This is a genomic window from Pseudomonas sp. AC239, assembly GCF_979258545.1.
The window spans coordinates 4316405-4333937 of sequence record NZ_OZ409864.1; the positions used below are offsets into that span (position 1 = coordinate 4316405).

20 protein-coding genes are annotated in these 17533 nt (G+C 61.2%); 7 read left to right on the top strand and 13 right to left on the bottom strand.

Annotated elements, in window-relative coordinates:
- Nucleotides 1-80 precede the first annotated feature (80 nt).
- Entirely contained in the window at nt 81-248 is a 168-nt protein-coding gene (locus tag ACZ0AZ_RS19735) for a hypothetical protein (RefSeq protein WP_463537955.1), read from the top strand.
- A 102-nt stretch (nt 249-350) separates the two neighbouring features.
- Complete coding sequence (locus ACZ0AZ_RS19740) at nt 351-1154, top strand: OBAP family protein (protein WP_463538793.1); 804 nt, start codon at nt 351-353, stop codon at nt 1152-1154.
- A gap of 871 nt (nt 1155-2025) precedes the next feature.
- Here the strand turns inward: ACZ0AZ_RS19740 and ACZ0AZ_RS19745 are convergent.
- Nucleotides 2026-2796 carry an alpha/beta hydrolase gene (locus tag ACZ0AZ_RS19745; RefSeq protein WP_463537956.1) on the bottom strand — a complete coding sequence of 257 codons (771 nt, stop codon included), beginning with the start codon at nt 2794-2796 and terminating at the stop codon, nt 2026-2028.
- A gap of 111 nt (nt 2797-2907) precedes the next feature.
- Between ACZ0AZ_RS19745 and ACZ0AZ_RS19750 the strand changes: the two genes are divergently transcribed.
- The gene (locus tag ACZ0AZ_RS19750) at nt 2908-3870 is read left to right on the top strand and encodes an aldo/keto reductase (protein WP_310408898.1); all 963 of its coding nucleotides are present in this window, start codon (nt 2908-2910) and stop codon (nt 3868-3870) included.
- 6 nt (nt 3871-3876) lie between these two features.
- On the opposite strand, the gene ACZ0AZ_RS19755 is transcribed toward ACZ0AZ_RS19750, so the two are convergent.
- A complete protein-coding gene (locus tag ACZ0AZ_RS19755) occupies nt 3877-4770 on the bottom strand; it encodes a LysR family transcriptional regulator (protein ID WP_130000152.1) in 894 nt (297 codons plus the stop codon).
- A gap of 97 nt (nt 4771-4867) precedes the next feature.
- Between ACZ0AZ_RS19755 and ACZ0AZ_RS19760 the strand changes: the two genes are divergently transcribed.
- Nucleotides 4868-5338 carry a (R)-mandelonitrile lyase gene (locus ACZ0AZ_RS19760; protein ID WP_463537957.1) on the top strand — a complete coding sequence of 157 codons (471 nt, stop codon included), beginning with the start codon at nt 4868-4870 and terminating at the stop codon, nt 5336-5338.
- A gap of 122 nt (nt 5339-5460) precedes the next feature.
- On the opposite strand, the gene paoC is transcribed toward ACZ0AZ_RS19760, so the two are convergent.
- From paoC to ACZ0AZ_RS19780, 4 genes are all read right to left on the bottom strand, one after another.
- A complete protein-coding gene (paoC, locus tag ACZ0AZ_RS19765) occupies nt 5461-7659 on the bottom strand; it encodes an aldehyde oxidoreductase molybdenum-binding subunit PaoC (protein WP_463548521.1) in 2199 nt (732 codons plus the stop codon).
- Nucleotides 7656-8612 carry an FAD binding domain-containing protein gene (locus tag ACZ0AZ_RS19770; RefSeq protein ID WP_463537958.1) on the bottom strand — a complete coding sequence of 319 codons (957 nt, stop codon included), beginning with the start codon at nt 8610-8612 and terminating at the stop codon, nt 7656-7658. Before ACZ0AZ_RS19770 ends, paoC begins: the two co-directional genes overlap by 4 nt.
- Nucleotides 8609-9232 carry an aldehyde dehydrogenase iron-sulfur subunit PaoA gene (gene paoA, locus ACZ0AZ_RS19775; RefSeq protein WP_039762367.1) on the bottom strand — a complete coding sequence of 208 codons (624 nt, stop codon included), beginning with the start codon at nt 9230-9232 and terminating at the stop codon, nt 8609-8611. Before paoA ends, ACZ0AZ_RS19770 begins: the two co-directional genes overlap by 4 nt.
- Nucleotides 9233-9590: 358 nt before the next feature.
- A complete protein-coding gene (locus ACZ0AZ_RS19780) occupies nt 9591-11345 on the bottom strand; it encodes an L-lactate permease (protein ID WP_463537959.1) in 1755 nt (584 codons plus the stop codon).
- A gap of 243 nt (nt 11346-11588) precedes the next feature.
- On the opposite strand from ACZ0AZ_RS19780, the gene ACZ0AZ_RS19785 reads away from it, so the two are divergent.
- A complete protein-coding gene (locus ACZ0AZ_RS19785; protein WP_130000157.1) occupies nt 11589-11795 on the top strand; it encodes a hypothetical protein in 207 nt (68 codons plus the stop codon).
- A gap of 51 nt (nt 11796-11846) precedes the next feature.
- Here the strand turns inward: ACZ0AZ_RS19785 and ACZ0AZ_RS19790 are convergent, their stop codons facing one another.
- A complete protein-coding gene (locus tag ACZ0AZ_RS19790; RefSeq protein WP_463537960.1) occupies nt 11847-12128 on the bottom strand; it encodes a hypothetical protein in 282 nt (93 codons plus the stop codon).
- A 278-nt stretch (nt 12129-12406) separates the two neighbouring features.
- Between ACZ0AZ_RS19790 and ACZ0AZ_RS19795 the strand changes: the two genes are divergently transcribed.
- Complete coding sequence (locus ACZ0AZ_RS19795) at nt 12407-13489, top strand: hypothetical protein (protein ID WP_463537961.1); 1083 nt, start codon at nt 12407-12409, stop codon at nt 13487-13489.
- 2 nt (nt 13490-13491) lie between these two features.
- Nucleotides 13492-13845 (top strand): DUF1428 domain-containing protein, encoded by a 354-nt coding sequence (locus tag ACZ0AZ_RS19800; RefSeq protein ID WP_039762375.1) that lies wholly within the window; start codon nt 13492-13494, stop codon nt 13843-13845.
- A 63-nt stretch (nt 13846-13908) separates the two neighbouring features.
- Here ACZ0AZ_RS19800 and ACZ0AZ_RS19805 read toward each other — a convergent pair whose 3' ends face one another.
- The 6 genes from ACZ0AZ_RS19805 to tusD all read right to left on the bottom strand — a co-directional run bounded on the left by ACZ0AZ_RS19805 (nt 13909) and on the right by tusD (nt 17377).
- Nucleotides 13909-14910, bottom strand: a complete 1002-nt coding sequence (locus ACZ0AZ_RS19805) for a glutathione S-transferase family protein (protein WP_130000160.1) — start codon at nt 14908-14910, stop codon at nt 13909-13911.
- A 92-nt stretch (nt 14911-15002) separates the two neighbouring features.
- Complete coding sequence (locus ACZ0AZ_RS19810; RefSeq protein WP_463537962.1) at nt 15003-16004, bottom strand: glycosyl transferase family protein; 1002 nt, start codon at nt 16002-16004, stop codon at nt 15003-15005.
- The gene (locus tag ACZ0AZ_RS19815; protein ID WP_039762378.1) at nt 16001-16336 is read right to left on the bottom strand and encodes a TusE/DsrC/DsvC family sulfur relay protein; all 336 of its coding nucleotides are present in this window, start codon (nt 16334-16336) and stop codon (nt 16001-16003) included. The genes ACZ0AZ_RS19810 and ACZ0AZ_RS19815 overlap by 4 nt, the downstream gene beginning before the upstream one ends.
- On the bottom strand, nt 16333-16626 hold the full coding sequence (gene tusB / locus ACZ0AZ_RS19820) for a sulfurtransferase complex subunit TusB (RefSeq protein ID WP_463537963.1): 294 nt from the start codon (nt 16624-16626) through the stop codon (nt 16333-16335). Before tusB ends, ACZ0AZ_RS19815 begins: the two co-directional genes overlap by 4 nt.
- Entirely contained in the window at nt 16626-16982 is a 357-nt protein-coding gene (tusC, locus tag ACZ0AZ_RS19825; protein WP_039762381.1) for a sulfurtransferase complex subunit TusC, read from the bottom strand. Before tusC ends, tusB begins: the two co-directional genes overlap by 1 nt.
- Before the next feature lie 2 nt (nt 16983-16984).
- The gene (tusD, locus tag ACZ0AZ_RS19830) at nt 16985-17377 is read right to left on the bottom strand and encodes a sulfurtransferase complex subunit TusD (protein WP_039762396.1); all 393 of its coding nucleotides are present in this window, start codon (nt 17375-17377) and stop codon (nt 16985-16987) included.
- Nucleotides 17378-17533 lie beyond the last annotated feature (156 nt).

Genomic DNA, 17533 nt, shown 5'->3' on the forward strand with positions numbered 1-17533 from the left:
GCGAAGCGGATCAGATATGTATCTGATCCGTATTTTTCTGTTTCATCTGCCTCTGTATCCAGTACAGCGACAGGCTCAGAATGCCCCGGCAGTGCGGCCAATCACCCTCCGACCTCATCCCGCAGCGTCCGGTGCACCGCACACTCAGCATCAAGGAGCGCAACATGTACAAGATGGCGATTTTCCTCGGCGGTTTCCTGACCTTGACCATTCTGATTGGCGTGCTGGCGACGATCTCTCCAGTCTGATCCGCGCGCAGCTTTTTCGAACTCTGCCGTTCTCCTGCTTTCAGTTGCAGAACAGGGCCAGCATGCGCCCGTCACTGAAAGTTCGAGGAGTGAAACATGCGTATGACAACCTCGCAGGGACGTTGGGTTCCCGTTGGCTTGATGGTCGCCGCGTTGACCGGTTGCGCGATGAGCAATACCGATTCGCCGGTGCAGACGCCCGGCCAGGCCAAGGCCTCCGACACCGAGATGCTCGAAGTCGGCGCGCAGTGGTTGCAGGACAAACCGCCGATCCGCGCGTTGAACATGTACCTTGATGGCTTTCATTTTTACAACGGCCATCCCGGCGCGCAGATGGAAGCGCACCACTACTGCTCGGCGCTGAACGAGGAAGTCTTCCAGTGCGTGATCTACGACGGCAACACTGCTGAAGCCAAGCTGATGGGCGTCGAATACATCATCAGTCAGCGCCTGTTCACGCAATTGCCGGCGAAGGAAAAAACCTTGTGGCACAGCCACGCCCACGAAGTGACTTCTGGCCAATTGGTTGCGCCGGGCATCCCGCAAGTGGCGGAAACCCGCTTGATGGAAAAACTCGCCAATACCTACGGCAAGACCTGGCACACCTGGCACACCGACCAGGACAAGCAACTCCCGCTGGGCGTGCCGCAGTTGATGATGGGCTTCACCGCTGATGGTCAAGCGGATGCACAAATGGTCCGGCAGCGTGATCAGCGACTGGGCATTGACAGTGCCGAGAAGAAAAAGGCCCGTTCCGAGATCAAACCGGCGCCTGTCGCATCAGGAGCGGATGCGTGGCAGAAGGGCAATGCCGTGCAGCTCAACGACCCGACCGGCCATCAACACGTCATGCCGCGCCCGGCCACCTCTGGCGATGAAAATGCCCGAAGCCGCAGTCAGCCTTAGCCTCTAGCGTTAGCTCATGTGGGAGCGAGCTTGCTCGCGATGGCAATGTGTCAGACACAGATAATTTGCCTGGCCCACCGCTTTCGTGAGCAAGCCCACTCCCACGGAGTTTTTGGTTGTACACAAAAGCCCGACAACCCCACAAACCCCATGTGGGAGCGAGCTTGCTCGCGAAGGCAGTGTGTCAGACACAGCTAAATTACCTGACCCACCGCTTTCGTGAGCAAGCCCACTCCCACAGGGTTTGCTGGTGTACTCCAATGCCCGACAACTCCACAAATCCGATGTGGGAGCGAGCCTGCTCGCGAATGCAGTGTGTCAGACACAGCTAAATCACCTGACCCGCCGCTTTCGTGAGCAAGCCCACTCCCACAGGGTTTTTGGTTGTACACAAAAACCCGACAACCCCACAAATCCCATGTGGGAGCGAGCTTGCTCGCGAATGCAGTGTGTCAGACACAGCTAAATTACCTGACCCACCGCCCTCGTGAGCAAGCCCACTCCCACAGGGTTTGCGGGTGTACTCAAATGCCCGACAACTCCACAAATCCGATGTGCGAGCGAGCCTGCTCGCGAAGGCAGTGTGTCAGACACAGCTAAATCACCTGACCCACCGCCTTCGTGAGCAAGCCCACTCCCCACAGGGTTTTTGGTTGTACACAAAAGCCCGGCAACCCCACAAATCTCATGTGGGAGCGAGCTTGCTCGCGAAGGCAGTGTGTCAGACACAGCTAAATTACCTGACCCACCACTTTCGTGAGCAAGCTCACTCCCACAGGGTTCGAGGTGGTATCCAGATTCCCGCCAACCCCACAAATTCCATGTGGGAGCGAGCCTGCTCGCGAAGGCGTCTGCTTGATCGCCGCATCCTTCAGCGATTCAACACATCCCCCATCCACCACAAATACTCCCCTCGCTCGGAAATCGAGTTATGCCCCGATTCCGGCACCACCTTCAGCGTCGCCACCCCCGCGGGAAAATTCTCGAGCAGCCGCTGCGTGCTGCTGCGACCAATCACTTCGTCATCACTGGCCGCAAGCAGTAACGTCGGCACGCGGATATGCGCCGCATACTTGCCCGATTCGAATCGGTCCTTGAGCAACCAGTTCACCGGCACCCACGGGTATTGCCGTTCGGCGATTTCCGCAAGGCTGTTGAACGGCGTTACCAGAATCAGATTCTGCACCGGTCGCTGACTGGCCAGGCGCACCGCCACGCCCGAGCCGAGACTGCGCCCGATGACTGCAATTTGCGGATGGCTGGCATAGACCTGATCGAACAATGCCAGCGCATCTTCGGCAATCGCCGCTTCCGATGGCGAGCCAGTGCTGCCGCCAAAGCCGCGGTAGTGCAGGAAATACAGCGCATAGTCAGGGAACGCCTCAGTGAATTCCGGCAGATTGCGCGAGACGTCCTCGGCATTGCCACCGAAATAGATCAGCGCCCGCGATCCGCTGCGCTCTCGACTGGTCACCCAGACCTCGGCGTCCGGCATCGACAGTTTCATTCGCGAGTGCGCTGTAACCACGGCGGCAGGCTGGGGGAACCAGATCAGCGAACGCTGAAACAAGAAAAGCGCGGCGCACACCAGCAGGTACACGGCAACGATGAAAACGACGAGTGACATCAGGGTTCGGGACATTCGGCTACTTTTAACGGGGAGAAAGGTTGGCTGTGGCAGTGTAGTTCAGCGACTGCGCCTGACAGCCGGCGCACACACGATGCAACAGATCCGCGCAGCAGGAGGAGCCGCATGCGCCACACTGAGGGTTATTCCCGTCGCCGCCTGCTCACGCTGGCTGCCGAGGCTGCGGCGCTGTTTACCATTGATCGGGCGTTGGCCAGCGGCGTGCCACCAACCTTCACTGCGCCGCATATGGCAGGAGACCAGACCATGCAGACCCGCGTCATCCCTTCCAGCTCCGCCGAAGCACTGCCCGTGGTCGGATTGGGCACGTATCGCGGTTTTGACGTCGCGCCCGGTGATCCGGTGTACAGGCAATTGCCCGCCGTGCTCGATGAGCTGTTCAGGAAGGGCGGCACGCTGATCGACAGCTCACCCATGTACGGCCGCGCCGAGCAAACCACTGGTGAACTGCTGTCGATCCACGAACCGCGCTCGCCGGCGTTTCTAGCCACCAAGGTGTGGACGCGCGGGCGCGAGGAGGGCATCGCGCAGATGGAGCAGTCGTTCAGACTGCTGCAAACCGAGCGCATCGACCTGATGCAGATTCACAACCTGCTCGACTGGCAAACCCACTTGCCGACCCTGCGCGAATGGCAGGAGCAGGGGCGGATTCGCTACATCGGCATCACCCATTACACCTCGTCGGCCTATGACGATGTCGAGGCCGTGCTGAAAGCCGAGAAGCTGGATTTTCTGCAAATCAACTACGCTCTGGATGATCGTGCGGTCGAGAAACGCATCCTGCCACTGTGTCGCGAACGCGGGGTGGCAGTGATTTGTAATCGGCCATTTGGCGGCGGCGATCTACTCGCCCGGCTCAAGGGCAAGCCACTGCCGGCATGGGTTTCGGACGTGCAGGTCAGCAGCTGGGCGCAACTGGCACTGAAATTTCTGCTGGCGCACCCGGCGGTGACCTGTGTGATTCCGGGAACCAGCAATCCGCGCTACATGGCTGACAACGTCAAGGCTGGTTTCGGGCCAGCGTTGACCGATGCGCAGCGGCATCAGTTGATTGCGTTGCTCGGCTGAGCCGGGTCAACTGCGATAGCGCAACGCCTCCAGCAACAACGCAAATGCCGGCGCTGCCTGGCGTCGGCTCGGGTAGTACAGGTGATAACCGGAGAATGCCGGGCACCAGTCCCCAAGCACCTGTATCAGGCGGCCGTCGGCCAGAAATGGCGCAACGACATTTTCCGGGATGTAGCTCAGCCCGAAACCATCCAGCGCGGCGTCGAGCAACGGGTACACGCCATTCAGGGTGACCTGGCCGGAGACGCGAACTTTCAGGCTTTCGCCCTCCTTTTCGAATTCCCAAGCGTACAGTCCGCCATTGGTTGGCAGGCGCAGGTTGTTGCAGGCGTGGTCGGTCAGGTCGCGCGGGGTCTGCGGCGCAGCGCGTCGGGCGAAGTAGGCGGGCGAGCCGACCACGGCCATGCGCATGTCGGGACCGATGCGTGTGGCGATCATCCCCTGCGCGACGTCTTCGCCCAGGCGCACGCCGGCATCGAAGCCCTGGCCGGCGATGTCGACGAAGCCGTAATCGCAGCAGACCTCGACGGCGACGTCCGGGTACTGCGGCAGGAATGTCTGCAACACCGGACGCAGGATCCAGTTCAGCGAGTGGTCGGTGGCGCTGATGCGGATCTTCCCCGCCGGGGTCTCGCGCAGGTTGCTGAGGGCGGCCAGTTCCACCTCGATTTCTTCGAAGCGCGGGCCGATGGTTTGCAGCAGGTGTTCGCCGGCCTCGGTCGGCGACACGCTGCGCGTGGTGCGGGTCAGCAGGCGTAGGCCGAGTCGCGCCTCGAGGCTGCGAATGGTGTGGCTGAGCGCCGATTGCGACACGCCGAGTTTCGCCGCAGCCTTGGTGAAACTGCGCTCACGGGCAACGGCGAGAAAGGCGAGCAGGTCGGTGGCGTTTTCGCGAAGCATTGATGATCATCCTGCATAAGTTTTTTCGGATTCTAGTCGATTATCCAATGAGTGCGATTCGCTAGAGTGGGTGCATTATTTATCCGGAGGAACCGCCATGAACCCGATCGCTGCATCTGCACTGACGCTCTCGCTGCTGGCCGGTGAGGTGCAAGCCACTGAAAACCCACGCGTCACCGTCACGCCAAATGGCTCGCAACCATCGGCCAAAGGGCCGGCTGACTGGTTTACCGGCACGGTGCGCGTGGATGCGCCGTTCAAAGGTACCGACGATGCGCGGGTCAGCGGCGCGACCGTGACGTTCGAGCCGGGTGCGAGGACGGCATGGCATACCCATCCGTTGGGGCAGACGTTGATCGTGACTTCGGGGGCTGGGTTCGTACAGGAATGGGGCCAGCCGGTTCGTGAAATTCGCTCGGGCGATACCGTGTGGATTGCCCCGGGCGCCAAGCATTGGCACGGAGCGGCGCCGACAACGGCGATGAGTCATATCGCGATTGCCGAAGTGCTGGATGGCAAGGCGGTGGACTGGATGGAGCAGGTCAGTGATGAGCAATACCCGCGTTAAGCAAAACACCCTGTAGGCGCTGTCGAGTGCAACGAGGCTGCGATCTTTTGATCTTGCTTTGGAGATCAGAAGATCACAGCCTGCGGCAGTTCCTACAGGGGTGTTTTAACGTCGACGTTTCTTCAGATCATCTCCGGCAACGAATCCAGAATCTTGTCCAGCGTAATCGGATACTCCCGCACCCTTGCGCCGGTGGCGTTGTAGATCGCGTTCGCCACCGCTGCACTCACGCCGCAAATCCCCAATTCACCCACGCCCTTGGCCTTCATCGGCGAAGAAATCGGGTCGGTTTCTTCGAGGAAGATCACTTCCTGATGCGGAATGTCGGCGTGCACCGGCACCTCGTACCCGGCCAGGTCATGGTTGACGAAAAAGCCCAGGCGCTTGTCCACCGCCAGCTCTTCCATCAATGCCGCGCCGACACCCATGGTCATTGCGCCGATCACCTGACTGCGCGCCGACGTCGGGTTGAGAATTCGCCCCGCCGCGCACACCGCGAGCATGCGCCGCACGCGGACTTCGCCAGTGGCGGCATCGACGGCGACTTCGGCGAAATGCGCGCCGAACGTCGACTGTTGATACTTCTCGGCCAGATCGCCGAATTCGATGCTGTCCTCGCCGACCAGCGCGCCGCCTTCAGCCGCATTGCGCAGCGGCAGGGTCTTGCTGCCGACGCGGACCTGGCCATCGACAAACTCAGCCTGATCCGCCGCCAGCCCGAGCTTGGCCGCCACCGCTTCGCGCAGTTTCACGCAGGCGGCGTAGACACCGGCGGTCGAACAGTTGCCGCCGAATTGGCCTCCGGAACCGGACGAAACAGGGAAGTCCGAATCGCCCAGACGCACCACGACATCCTTGAGGCCGACGCCCATCATCTCGGCAGCGGTCTGCGCGATGATCGTATAGCTGCCGGTACCGATGTCGGTCATGTCCGTTTCGACAACGACCTTGCCGTCGCGCTCCAGGCGTACGCGGGCGCCGGACTTGACCAGCAGGTTGTTGCGAAACGCCGCCGCCACGCCCATGCCGATCAGCCAGCGGCCCTCACGGCGTGTGCCCGGCTGCGCCTTGCGCTGATCCCAACCGAATTTCTCGGCGCCGATCTGCAGGCATTTGACCAGTTGACGCTGAGAAAATGGCCGCTCGGTTTTCACCGGGTCGACTTGAGTGTCGTTGACAATGCGGAACAGCACCGGGTCCATCTTCAGCTGTTCGGCCATTTCGTCCATGGCGATTTCCAGCACCATCAGCCCCGGCGCTTCACCCGGTGCGCGCATGGAGTTGCCTTCGGGCAGGTCAAGCGGGGCCAGGCGCATGCTGACGCGGCGGTTTTCGGCGGCGTACAGCAATTGACTGGGTTGCGCGGCGAGTTCGACCTTGCCGTCGGCGAGGTTGCCAGACCAGCCTTCGTGGGCGATGGCGGTCAGCTTGCCATCGGCCGTGGCGCCCATGCGGATGCGCTGAATCGTCGCCGGGCGATGGGTGGTGTTGTTGGCCATTTGCGGGCGGGCGAGGGCGACTTTCACCGGCCGCCCCGCCATGCGCGCGCCGAGAGCGGCGAGAATCACGTCGGCGCGGATGAACAGTTTGCCGCCGAAACCACCGCCGATGTACGGCGAGACCAATCGGACTTTTTCCTTCGGCAGGCCGAGGGTTTTCGCAATGTCACCGACACTCCAGGCGACCATCTGGTTCGAGGTCCACACGGTCAGTTGATCGCCTTTCCATGCGGCCAATGTGGCGTGCGGTTCCATCATCGCGTGGGACTGGTCCGGCGTGGTGTAGGTCTGATCGAACTGCACCGGTGCAGCGGCGAAAGCGTTGTCGAAGTCACCGTGATTGACGTCCGGCAGCTCGTCTTTCGGCTCGACGCCGAGGTCTTTGACGCTGGCCAGATCAAACTTGCCCTCAATGGTTTCGTAATCGACCTTGACCAATTGCGCAGCGGCGCGGGCCTGTTCGAAGGTTTCGGCAACCACCAATGCAACGGCTTGCTGATAGTGCTGCACTTCGGGACCGGCGAGCAGATGCGCGGCGTTGTAATCACCTTTATCGAGCTTGCCGGCATTCTCGGCAGTGACGATGGCGAGTACGCCGGGCGCGGCTTTGGCTTCGTCGAGATGAATGGCTTTGATCCGCCCTTTGGCGATTGCCGAATCGACCATGAAACCGTAGGCCTGATTGGCTGCCGCTTCATGTTGTTCATAGGCGTAAGTGGCCTGGCCGCTGGTTTTCAACGGGCCTTCAATGCGCGCGGTGGGCTGGCCGACGACCTTCAGGCGGTCGATGGGATTGGTGGTGGCGGGCGTGTCGAATTTCATGCGGTTTCCCTCGCTTTCGCCAACACCGAAGCCAGCGTGCGCTCGACCAGTGTCAGTTTGAATTGGTTGTCCTCGGTGGGCGTCGCGCCTTCAAGCAGGCGTTCGCTGACTGCTTTGGCACCCTTGGGCAGCAGCGCTTCAGCGGCTTCGACCCGCCACGGTTTCGGCGCAATGCCGCCCACGGCGACGCGGCCGGTGCCGTCCTTTTGCAGGATCAAACCGACCGAGACCAGAGCAAACGCATAAGACGAGCGATCGCGAACCTTGTGATAAATGTGCGTACCGCCGATCGGTGCCGGCAGGGTCACGGCGGTGATGAACTCGCCGGGCGTCAGGCTGGTTTCGATGTGCGGCGTGTTGCCTGGCAACTGATGGAAATCGGCCATTGGGATGCTGCGGGTGCTGCCGTCAGGCTTTACTGTTTCGATCTGCGCATCCAGCGCGCGCATGGCGATGGCCATGTCGCTCGGGTGGGTGGCGATGCAAGCGTTGCTGACGCCGATGATCCCCAGCTGCCGGGTGACGCCGCCGATCGCCGCGCAACCGCTGCCGGGGTTGCGTTTGTTGCAGGCCTGGTGGGTGTCATAGAAGTACGGGCAGCGGGTGCGTTGCAGCAGGTTGCCGGCGGTGGTCGCCATATTGCGCAGTTGCCCGGAAGCCCCGGCGAGCAGGGCGCGGGAGAGCAGGGCGTAGTCCTTGCGCACCCGCGCGTCGGCGGCCAGATCGGTGTTGCGCACCAGCGCGCCGATGCGCAGCCCTCCCTCGGGTGTAGCTTCGATCTGGTCCAGGCCGAGGTGGTTGATGTCGATCAGGTGCACCGGGGTTTCGATGTCGAGTTTCATCAGGTCGAGCAGGTTGGTGCCGCCGGCGATGAACTTGGCACCCTCGACTTGCGCAGCCTGGGAAGCGGCTGCCGCCGGCGAGTCGGCGCGGCTGTAATTGAAGGCTCTCATGCCGGCACCTCCGCGACTTCAGTGATGGCTTCGATGATGTTCGAGTAAGCGCCGCAGCGGCAGATGTTGCCGCTCATGCGCTCCTGCAGTTCGGCGGCGATCAGCTTCGGCGGCTCGGTCAGGCTCGGGCTGACGTGGCTGGGAATGCCGTCGCGGATTTCCTTGAGCACAGCGACCGCCGAGCAGATCTGCCCCGGCGTGCAGTAGCCGCACTGATAGCCGTCGTGCTTGATGAACGCGGCCTGCATCGGGTGCAGCTTGTCCGGCATGCCGAGGCCTTCGATGGTGGTCACCTCACTGCCCTCGTGCATCACCGCCAGGGTCAGGCAGGAGTTGATCCGCCGACCATCGGCGATCACCGTGCAGGCGCCGCACTGGCCGTGGTCGCAGCCTTTTTTGGTGCCGGTCAGGTGCAGGTGTTCGCGCAGGGCGTCGAGCAGGGTGGTGCGGGTGTCGACTTCGAGGGTTTGTGGTTTGCCGTTGACTTGCAGGGTTACTTGACTCATGGCCGGTTGCTCCAGACTGGCCGCGTAGGCCTTGAGGCTGATAAAGGGGGGCATGGCGAACGCCGTCGCGGTTACGGCGCCGAGGATCATGAAATTGCGTCGGGAAATCGGCATGGTTCGATTCCTTGTCTCTCATCGGGCGGCAGGATTGCAAAAGGCCCAAACGGGCGCGCCGGCATGCATGCCAGTCTCGTAAAAGGAGTGACCGCAGCGGGAGGGAAAAGGTTTTGTCGGATTTGCGCTAAAGAGTTATGTGCTGGGCTCATCAATCTGCAGATCACACAAAAAACCTGTAGGAGTGAGCCTGCTCGCGATAGCGGTGTGTCAGTTGATACTGATTCGACTGACACACCGCTATCGCTGGCAAGCCAGCTCCCACAGGGTTCCGAGTTGTTAATCCAATTGCATTCACAACATCAAAACCTGTGGGAGCTGGCTTGCCAGCGATGAGGCCGACGCGTTCACTCTGAATCTAATGCCCACCTACAACCATCGAGGTAAACGGTGCGACATACGCCTGCAACGTCACCAGCCCGCCGACCAGGATCGCCAGTACGATCGAGTGGAAGAACACGTAACGCAGGATCTCGCCCTCATGCCCGTACCAACGGGTCGCGGTGGAGGCGACGACGATCGACTGCGCATCGACCATCTTGCCCATCACGCCACCGGAACTGTTCGCCGCCGCCATCAGCACCGGACTGATACCCAGTTGTTCCGAGGTCACTCGTTGCAGGCCGCCAAACAGCACGTTCGAAGCGGTGTCCGAGCCGGTCAGCGCCACCCCCAGCCAGCCGAGCAGGGTGCCAAACATGGGGTAGAAAATCCCCGTCGCCGCGAACGCCAGGCCCATGGTCGCATCGAGCCCCGAATAGCGCGTGAGGAAGCCCAGCGCGAGCATCGCCGCAATGGTGATCAACGAAAACCGCACCACCCACAACGTGCGCAGGTATTGCTTGATCAGCTGCGGGATCGAATAACCCATCAGCAAACCGCCGACAATCGCTGCCAACAAGATTCCGCTGCCGGTCGCGGTGAGCCAGGTGAACTTGTAAATCGCTTCCTCGGCTTTCGGCGCCGCGACCACTGGCGGCACCTTCTCGATCTGCAGATGCAGGCTGGTGAAGGTCACCGCCGGGGCGAAGATCGGATTGGCCTCGCGCACCGGTTTGCCCTGCGCATCGACTTTGGCCGACTGCGTGACCGGGTCGATCACCGGGCGCGTGTCGAACATATTCTTGAAGCCCTGCGTGCCCCAGGCAAACACGAATATCGTGAGAATGATCCACGGCATCCACGCGCGCATCACTGCCGGGCGCGCCTGATCGCTGAACGCGGCGCTGGCGGTGACTTTTTCTTCCTCGACCCTGGAGTTGTCGACGCGACCGGACAGCGCCGCCGAAGTGTGGATGGTTGCCGGTTTCCACACCTTGAGGAACAGCGTCAGACAGGCCATGGAAATCAGCGCGGCGATTACGTCCACCAGCATCGGCCCGTGGTAGTTCGAGACGAGGAATTGCGGAATAGCGAAACTCACCCCGGCCACCAGAATCGCCGGCCACACCTCGAGCATCTTGCGCCACCCGGCAAACGCCCAGATCAACCAGAACGGCACCAGCACCGAGAAAAACGGCAGCTGCCGGCCGACCATCATCGACAGTTCCATTTCGTCCAGCCCGGTGACTTTGGCCAGGGTGATGATCGGCGTGCCCAGGGCGCCGAAAGCCACGGGTGCGGTGTTGGCGATCAGCGCCAGGCCCGATGCGGCCAGCGGCGAAAAACCCAGGCCGATCAGGATCGCGCCGGTCACCGCTACTGGCGTACCGAACCCCGCCGCGCCTTCGAAGAACGCACCAAAGCAGAAGGCGATCAGCAGCAGCTGCAAACGCCGGTCATCGGTAATGCGCGCGAGGGAATCCTGCAGCACTTTGAACGAACCGTTCTCGGTGGTCAGGCGATGCAGAAAGATGATGTTGAGGACGATCCAGCCGATCGGCAGCAAACCGTTCGCCGCGCCGAACAGCGCCGCCGAACCGGCCATGCCCGCTGGCATGTCGAAGGCGAAAATCGAGATCAGCAGGGCGGACGCCAGCGCCAGCAACGCCGCCAGATGCGCCTTGACGTGAAAGAACGCCAGCGCCGCGAGCATTACCACCACCGGCACCGCAGCCATCAGCGTGGAAAGCACTGGATTGCCGAACGGGTCATAGATTTGCTGCCAGACCATGGTCCACCTCTGCTTGTTGTTATTGAGGGTGCAGATCCATTGCATGGGGGTAGGTTGCAAGCAGTATAGGTGGCGTTACGCCGCTGTTCGGGCGTAGCGAACGGGCCGACCAACGGTCGATAGTGGCCACTGAATCAACAGGCTTTTGCCCGGTCGTATCTGCGGCTGCGCGCACGGCGTCCTGAAGACGCGGGCAGCGCGGCGATTTCCGTCGTCAAGACCTTGGGTTTAGGGAAGTGTTGAATGAAGCAAGCGACAACCATGCTGCTCACTGTGACTGCCGCCGTATTGCTCAGCGGCTGTATTGCGGATTTTGATGATGACCACCGGCACGGCCGGCATTACGACCGCGATCATGGCCGCAATTACGATCACGACCGACGCTGGGATGACCGCGATGACGACCGCCGCGATGGCCGTCGTTATTACCGTGATCGCGATGACGACTGATTGAATGAAGAGGGCGTTCCCGTTAAAGGAACGCCCTTTGTGCATCAGCCTTCAGTTGAAAAAACGAGCGTTCGCCTGGACGCGGGATCGCGCAGGCACCGAGGCCTCGTGATCGAGCAAATGGGTGGCGAGGATGTCGCTCAGAAAACGGAACTGATCGTTGATGCCGACCACTTCATTGCTGAAGTGGTTGCTGGCGGCGGGCATCAGCAGATCGTCGAAATCCTTGTTGAACACCAGCGTCTGCGCCTTGCGCGGCACGACGTGCTGTTGATAGTAGTTGCTGCCGAACACCGGAAAACTCACGGAGAGGGTGACTTGAGTGTGGGTCATGATGTAAACGCCTCGTTGCGTGTCGGATGTGCCAATCGTGCCGTTCATGAAGGGTGGGCGGAAGGCAATCGTGGCGATGGTGGTTATCGACGACAGTGATGATGAACAGGATCCCCTGTGGGAGCGGGCTTGCTCGCGAAAGCGGTGTGTCAGTCGATACATGTGGTGACTGATGCACCGCTTTCGCGAGCAAGCCCGCTCCCACATTGGTTATCAGCCAAGCAGTCACATGCCTATACTCAAAGCTGCACTTCCCCAAGCCAAAGGACACCACCACCGTGAACCCGCGCGCGCTGGTCGTCGCCGCACTGTTTCTGCTGGCTGGCTGCGCCACCTCGGCCCGGGCACCGGTCAGTGCGCCACAGGCGGTGGTGGTGTCGGCGCAAACCTGGCAGCAGATCGACCGCGAGATCCTCAGCGCCTCGCAGCAGGCCACCGAGCAGGTCAAGCTGTTCGCTCGTGGCTCGATGGAACATTGGCGCACGCGGATCTATCAGCAAACTGAAGAAAATTTCATCCCTTGGTTCAGCAGCTATTGGACTCAGGAATGGCTGTCGATGAAGGTCAGCTGGTACACGATCAGTGCTGGCGGCGAGCAGGACGCTTCGGCGAAACGCCTGGCGGCGTATCTACTTGAGCAATATCAGGAAAAAGTCCTCGCGCCGGTGGCAGTGGAGATTGATCCGGACGTGATCCTGGCTCAGTCCACGGCGTTTTACGCGCAGTTGATGGCGCAGCAGATGCCGCTCATCGCCCAGCGTCATGGCGTGCCGATCGCACAGCTCAACGGACGCTTGCAAAAGGTTCCGGCCATTGCCCTCGGCCCACCGTCGGCACGGGATGCTTCATTGTTCAAAGTCATCAGCACCGAGCCGCTGAACACCCTGCCGGCGTACGCCGCGCTGATCGACAAGATCCACACGGACGGCGGCGCCAAGGGCATTTCCTCCACCGACGCGGCGATGGCGCCGGTGGCCAAGCGCGCCAGCCAGCGCATCGAAGCGGAAATGGCCCCACGCGGCGCCGCCAGTGCGGTGGCGGCGGCCGCCGGGAAACTGGCCGGGGCGATGATTTCCGTCGGTGTGGCCGGCATCCGCGCGATCATCCAGGCCAACGACCGTCCGGACAGCGAAGCACTGATCCGCAGCAGCCTCGGCAATACCTTCGACAAAGCCTGGCTGAAGCTGCTGCAGAACCCGACCACAGGAGTGATGGCGGGCACGTTGCACATCGCCGGGCAGGTCGAGGGCAATTTGAGCGCTGGCGCAGAGCCGTCCGTCGGGCTGGGAGACAATCACGTCGAATGGCGCCCGCCGCAATCGACCAGTCAGCAGATCGAACCCAACCTGCAAGGAGAATGAACATGGCTTACATCGATATCTTCGTGGCGCCGGTGCCTGACGCCAATCATGAGCAATACAAAAAACACTGTGAGATCGCCGCCAGGCTGTTCAAGGAATATGGCGCCGTGGATGTCGTCCAGTGCTGGGGTGACGACGTACCGGAGGGCAAGCTCACGTCGTTCCCGCTAGCGGTCAAACTCAGGGAGGGTGAAACCGTCTCGTCCGGCTGGCTGATCTGGCCAGACAAGGCCACCCGCGACGCGGGTATGGCGAAAATGATGGAAGACCCGCGCATGCAGCCCGACGTCAATCCGATGGGTTTTGATGGCCAACGGATGATTTTTGGTGGCTTCAAGACGCTCTCTGAAACCTGATGGCGGGACGAAAGCCTGTGGCCGCGTGCAAGTGCAGCACGCGCCACAGAGGCTCGTCGACGATTAACCTCGACGCCAGACGCCTTTGCCGCTCAAGCGCGACCGATCATGCGGCCCGGTGAAGTCCTGCTTCGGACCTTTCGGCACCACACCGGTCGGGTTGATCGTCTTGTGGCTGCCATAGTAGTGATGCTTGATGTGCTGGAAATCCACGGTCTCGGCGATTCCCGGCCACTGATACATCTCGCGCAGCCAGTTCGACAGGTTCGGGTAATCGGCAATCCGCCGCAGGTTGCACTTGAAGTGCCCGTGGTACACGGCGTCGAAGCGAATCATCGTGGTGAACAGGCGCACATCCGCTTCGGTCAGGTATTCGCCGCTCAGGTAGCGATTGGCACCCAGCGATTGCTCCAGATGATCCAGTTCGGCGAATACTTCATCGAATGCCTGTTCGTAGGCCTGCTGCGACGTGGCGAACCCGGCACGATAGACACCGTTGTTCACCGCCGGATAGATCCGCTCGTTCAGGGCGTCGATCTCGTTGCGTAGCGGCGCCGGATAGAAGTCCAGGTCATTGCCGGTGAGTCCGTCGAAGGCGCTGTTGAACATGCGGATGATCTCCGCCGATTCATTGCTGACGATGCGCTTGAGCTGCTTGTCCCACAGCACTGGCACCGTCACGCGCCCGGTGTAGTCGGGGGTATCAGCGGTGTAGCGCTGGTGCATGAAATCGAAATCATCGAGTTTGTCGCCGGTCGAACCGAGCGCCTTGTCGAAGGTCCAGCCGTTTTCCAGCATCAGCCAACTGACGACCGAAACGTCGATCAGGCTTTCCAGACCTTTGAGTTTGCGCAGAATCAGCGTACGGTGCGCCCATGGGCAGGCGAGCGAAACATAGAGGTGATAGCGCCCGGCTTCGGCAGCAAAACCGCCTTCACCGCTGGGGCCTGGCTGACCGTCGGCGGTCACCCAGTTGCGGCGTTGCGCTTGTTCGCGCTGGAATGCGCCGTCCTTGCTGCTTTCGTACCACTTGTCCTGCCAGTGGCCGTCGACGAGTAAACCCATGATCAAGACTCCTGAAAACCAATATTCGTTGGAGTCGAGTCTATTCCGATGAGTTCGAACAAAAAGCGCAAAGATCGGGCGCTAATGATCGGTTAGATCGATGTATTTCGCGCTGCCCAATACTGCTCGGCCGTGGCGAAGGCTTGCTCGCGATCTTGACCAAGGCCGCGCAGGGCGAGGGCCATGGTCGCAATCAGGGCCATTTGCGGATAACTGTCGACCACATCGCCGCGCCATAAGGCTTTCAAGTGTTCGATGTCCAGCGAGGCGGGTTTGACGTGGCGCTGCGCTGACAGCTGTGGCCATTCCTCGTCCCAGCTCTGACCACCGGTGGTGCCGTAAAGATGACTGGTGGCATCGGGGTTGATCTCGATTTCACCGCCATCGCCCTTGACCACAATTGCCGTGTCGCCGAGCAAGCCGCTGGCATCGCGATGCACCGCCTGGTAGCCCGGATGGAAAATGCTCTGCAGGCCACAACGTGCACCGAGCGGATTGAGGATTCGCGCCAGCGAGTGAATCGGCGAACGCAGGCCCAGGGTGTTACGCAGGTCGATCATCTTCTGCAATTGCGGCGCCCAGTCCATCAGCGGCATGAAAGCCAGTCCGCCGTTATCCAGCGCCGCGCCGACTTGTTGCCAGGTGCGGCACAGGGGAATGCTCAGTTCCCCCAGTAGTTGTTCGCTGTACAGGCGCCCGCCCGTGTGTGCGCCGCCGCCGTGCATGAAGATGCGCACGCCGTTCAGTGCCAGGCACTTGGCTGCCAGCAGATACCACGGCAGATGGCGTTTTTTGCCGGCATAGGTCGGCCAGTCCAGGTCGACATTCAATGCCGGCGCCTGCAAGCGTTCGCGCAGGGCTTCGGTGAATCCGGCCATTTCCTCGGCGCTTTCTTCCTTGTGCCGCAGCAACATCAGGAAGGCACCGAGTTGCGTATCTTCGACCTTGTCGTCGAGCACCATGCCCATGGCCTCGCGGGCTTCCTCGCGCGTCAGGTCGCGGGCGCCGCGCTTGCCTTTGCCGAGAATGCGCACGAATTGTGCGAACGGGTGCTCGGCAGGCGTTTCGAGGGTCAATGCAGAAAAGTCGTTCATAGGCAATTCGTCGGTTTGGGCAGGCCCGCCAGTTTCGCGGCGAGTTTGGCAGGGGTGCCTTTGAACAGTCGGTTCAGGTGCAGGCTGTTGCCTTTGTCGGCGCCGAGTTTCAATGCGGTGTACTTGATCAGCGGTCGCGTGGCCGGCGAAAGCTGGAACTCGGCATAGAAACTGCGCAGCAGCTCGAGGACTTCCCAGTGTTCGGGCGTCAACTCGATGTCTTCGGCGGCGGCGAGGGCGCTGGCGACATCAGCCGACCAGTCGTTGAGGTCAACGAGAAAGCCGTCCTTGTCCAGTTCGATGGCGCGGGCGCCGACGGTAAGGGAGTTCATAGCCAGCTGTTGACCTTGGCGTGATGAATCGACAGTTCGACGAAGGCCGGGTAGTCGATGGCCTCGGCCCAGTCCGGAATGTCGATCGCACGCGCCTGTGCGTCCTCAACCAATACAAACAGCTTGATGGTTCGCTCTTGCAAAGCAGAAAACGCCACAGTGCCCGGTTGCAGCGCATACACCGCATCGCCGGACAACAACACAGCATCGGCGCTGCCGAGCAGGCGCAGGCAACTGATCAGGCGATCGTCGCCGAACGGAGAATGAGACAACACATGCAAAGTCGACATCAGAGGGTGATCACCTGATCGTAACGGTCAATAAGGGCGGTGATTTGCTCAGCGGCAAGCGGCTGCGCTTCTTCCAGCGACACGTTGCCGAGGCCGCGAGCACTGGCGCTTTGTGCGCAATAAAACAGTTCTTCGACACCAAACATCGGCAGCGCCTGCAGATTGGCGCTGAGGTCTTTCTGCTGCAAGGCCTTGGCGTTCTGTCCGGCGGCCAGTTGCAGCACGCCGTCATCGAGAAACAGTAAACCGATCGGCAGATCGAAGGCGCCACCGGCAAGCACGATGTCCAGCGCTTCCCGTGCGCCGGGGCCAGACCAGGGAGACTGGCGGCTGATGATCAACAGCGATTTGGCCATGTTCACGCGCCTCCGAAACAGATCAGGCGGTCAGCGTCCTGCACGGCATCGTGCAATTGCCCAAGACCGGACAGTTCCCACGGCGCGCTCACTGAAGTCGCTTCTCGCTGGTAACGTTTGGCTTCTTCTTCGTTCAACACACCACGGCGCAACGCGGCGGCGATGCAGACCACGCCGTCGAGTTGCTTTTCGTTGATAAAGGCGCGCCATTGCTTGGGCAAGTCCAGTTCATCCTGCGGCGTCACCACCGCATCGGAGGCGTTGAACACGCCGTCCTGATAGAAAAACAGCCGGACAATCTCATGTCCGCCAGCCAGCGCGGCCTGGGCAAACAGCAGGGCACGGCGCGAGGAGGGCGCATGGGCGGCGGAAAACAGCGCAATGGCGAACTTCATGATGGACTCGATCAGCGAAACTGCGGCCATGATAAAGCTTTATTGCTCGTGCCGCGAAATCTGGTAATACGCGGTTCACTGTGGGAGCGAGCCTGCTCGCGAAAGCGTCGTCTCGTTCGAGATCAGTTTCGGCAATCACACCGCCTTCGCGAGCAG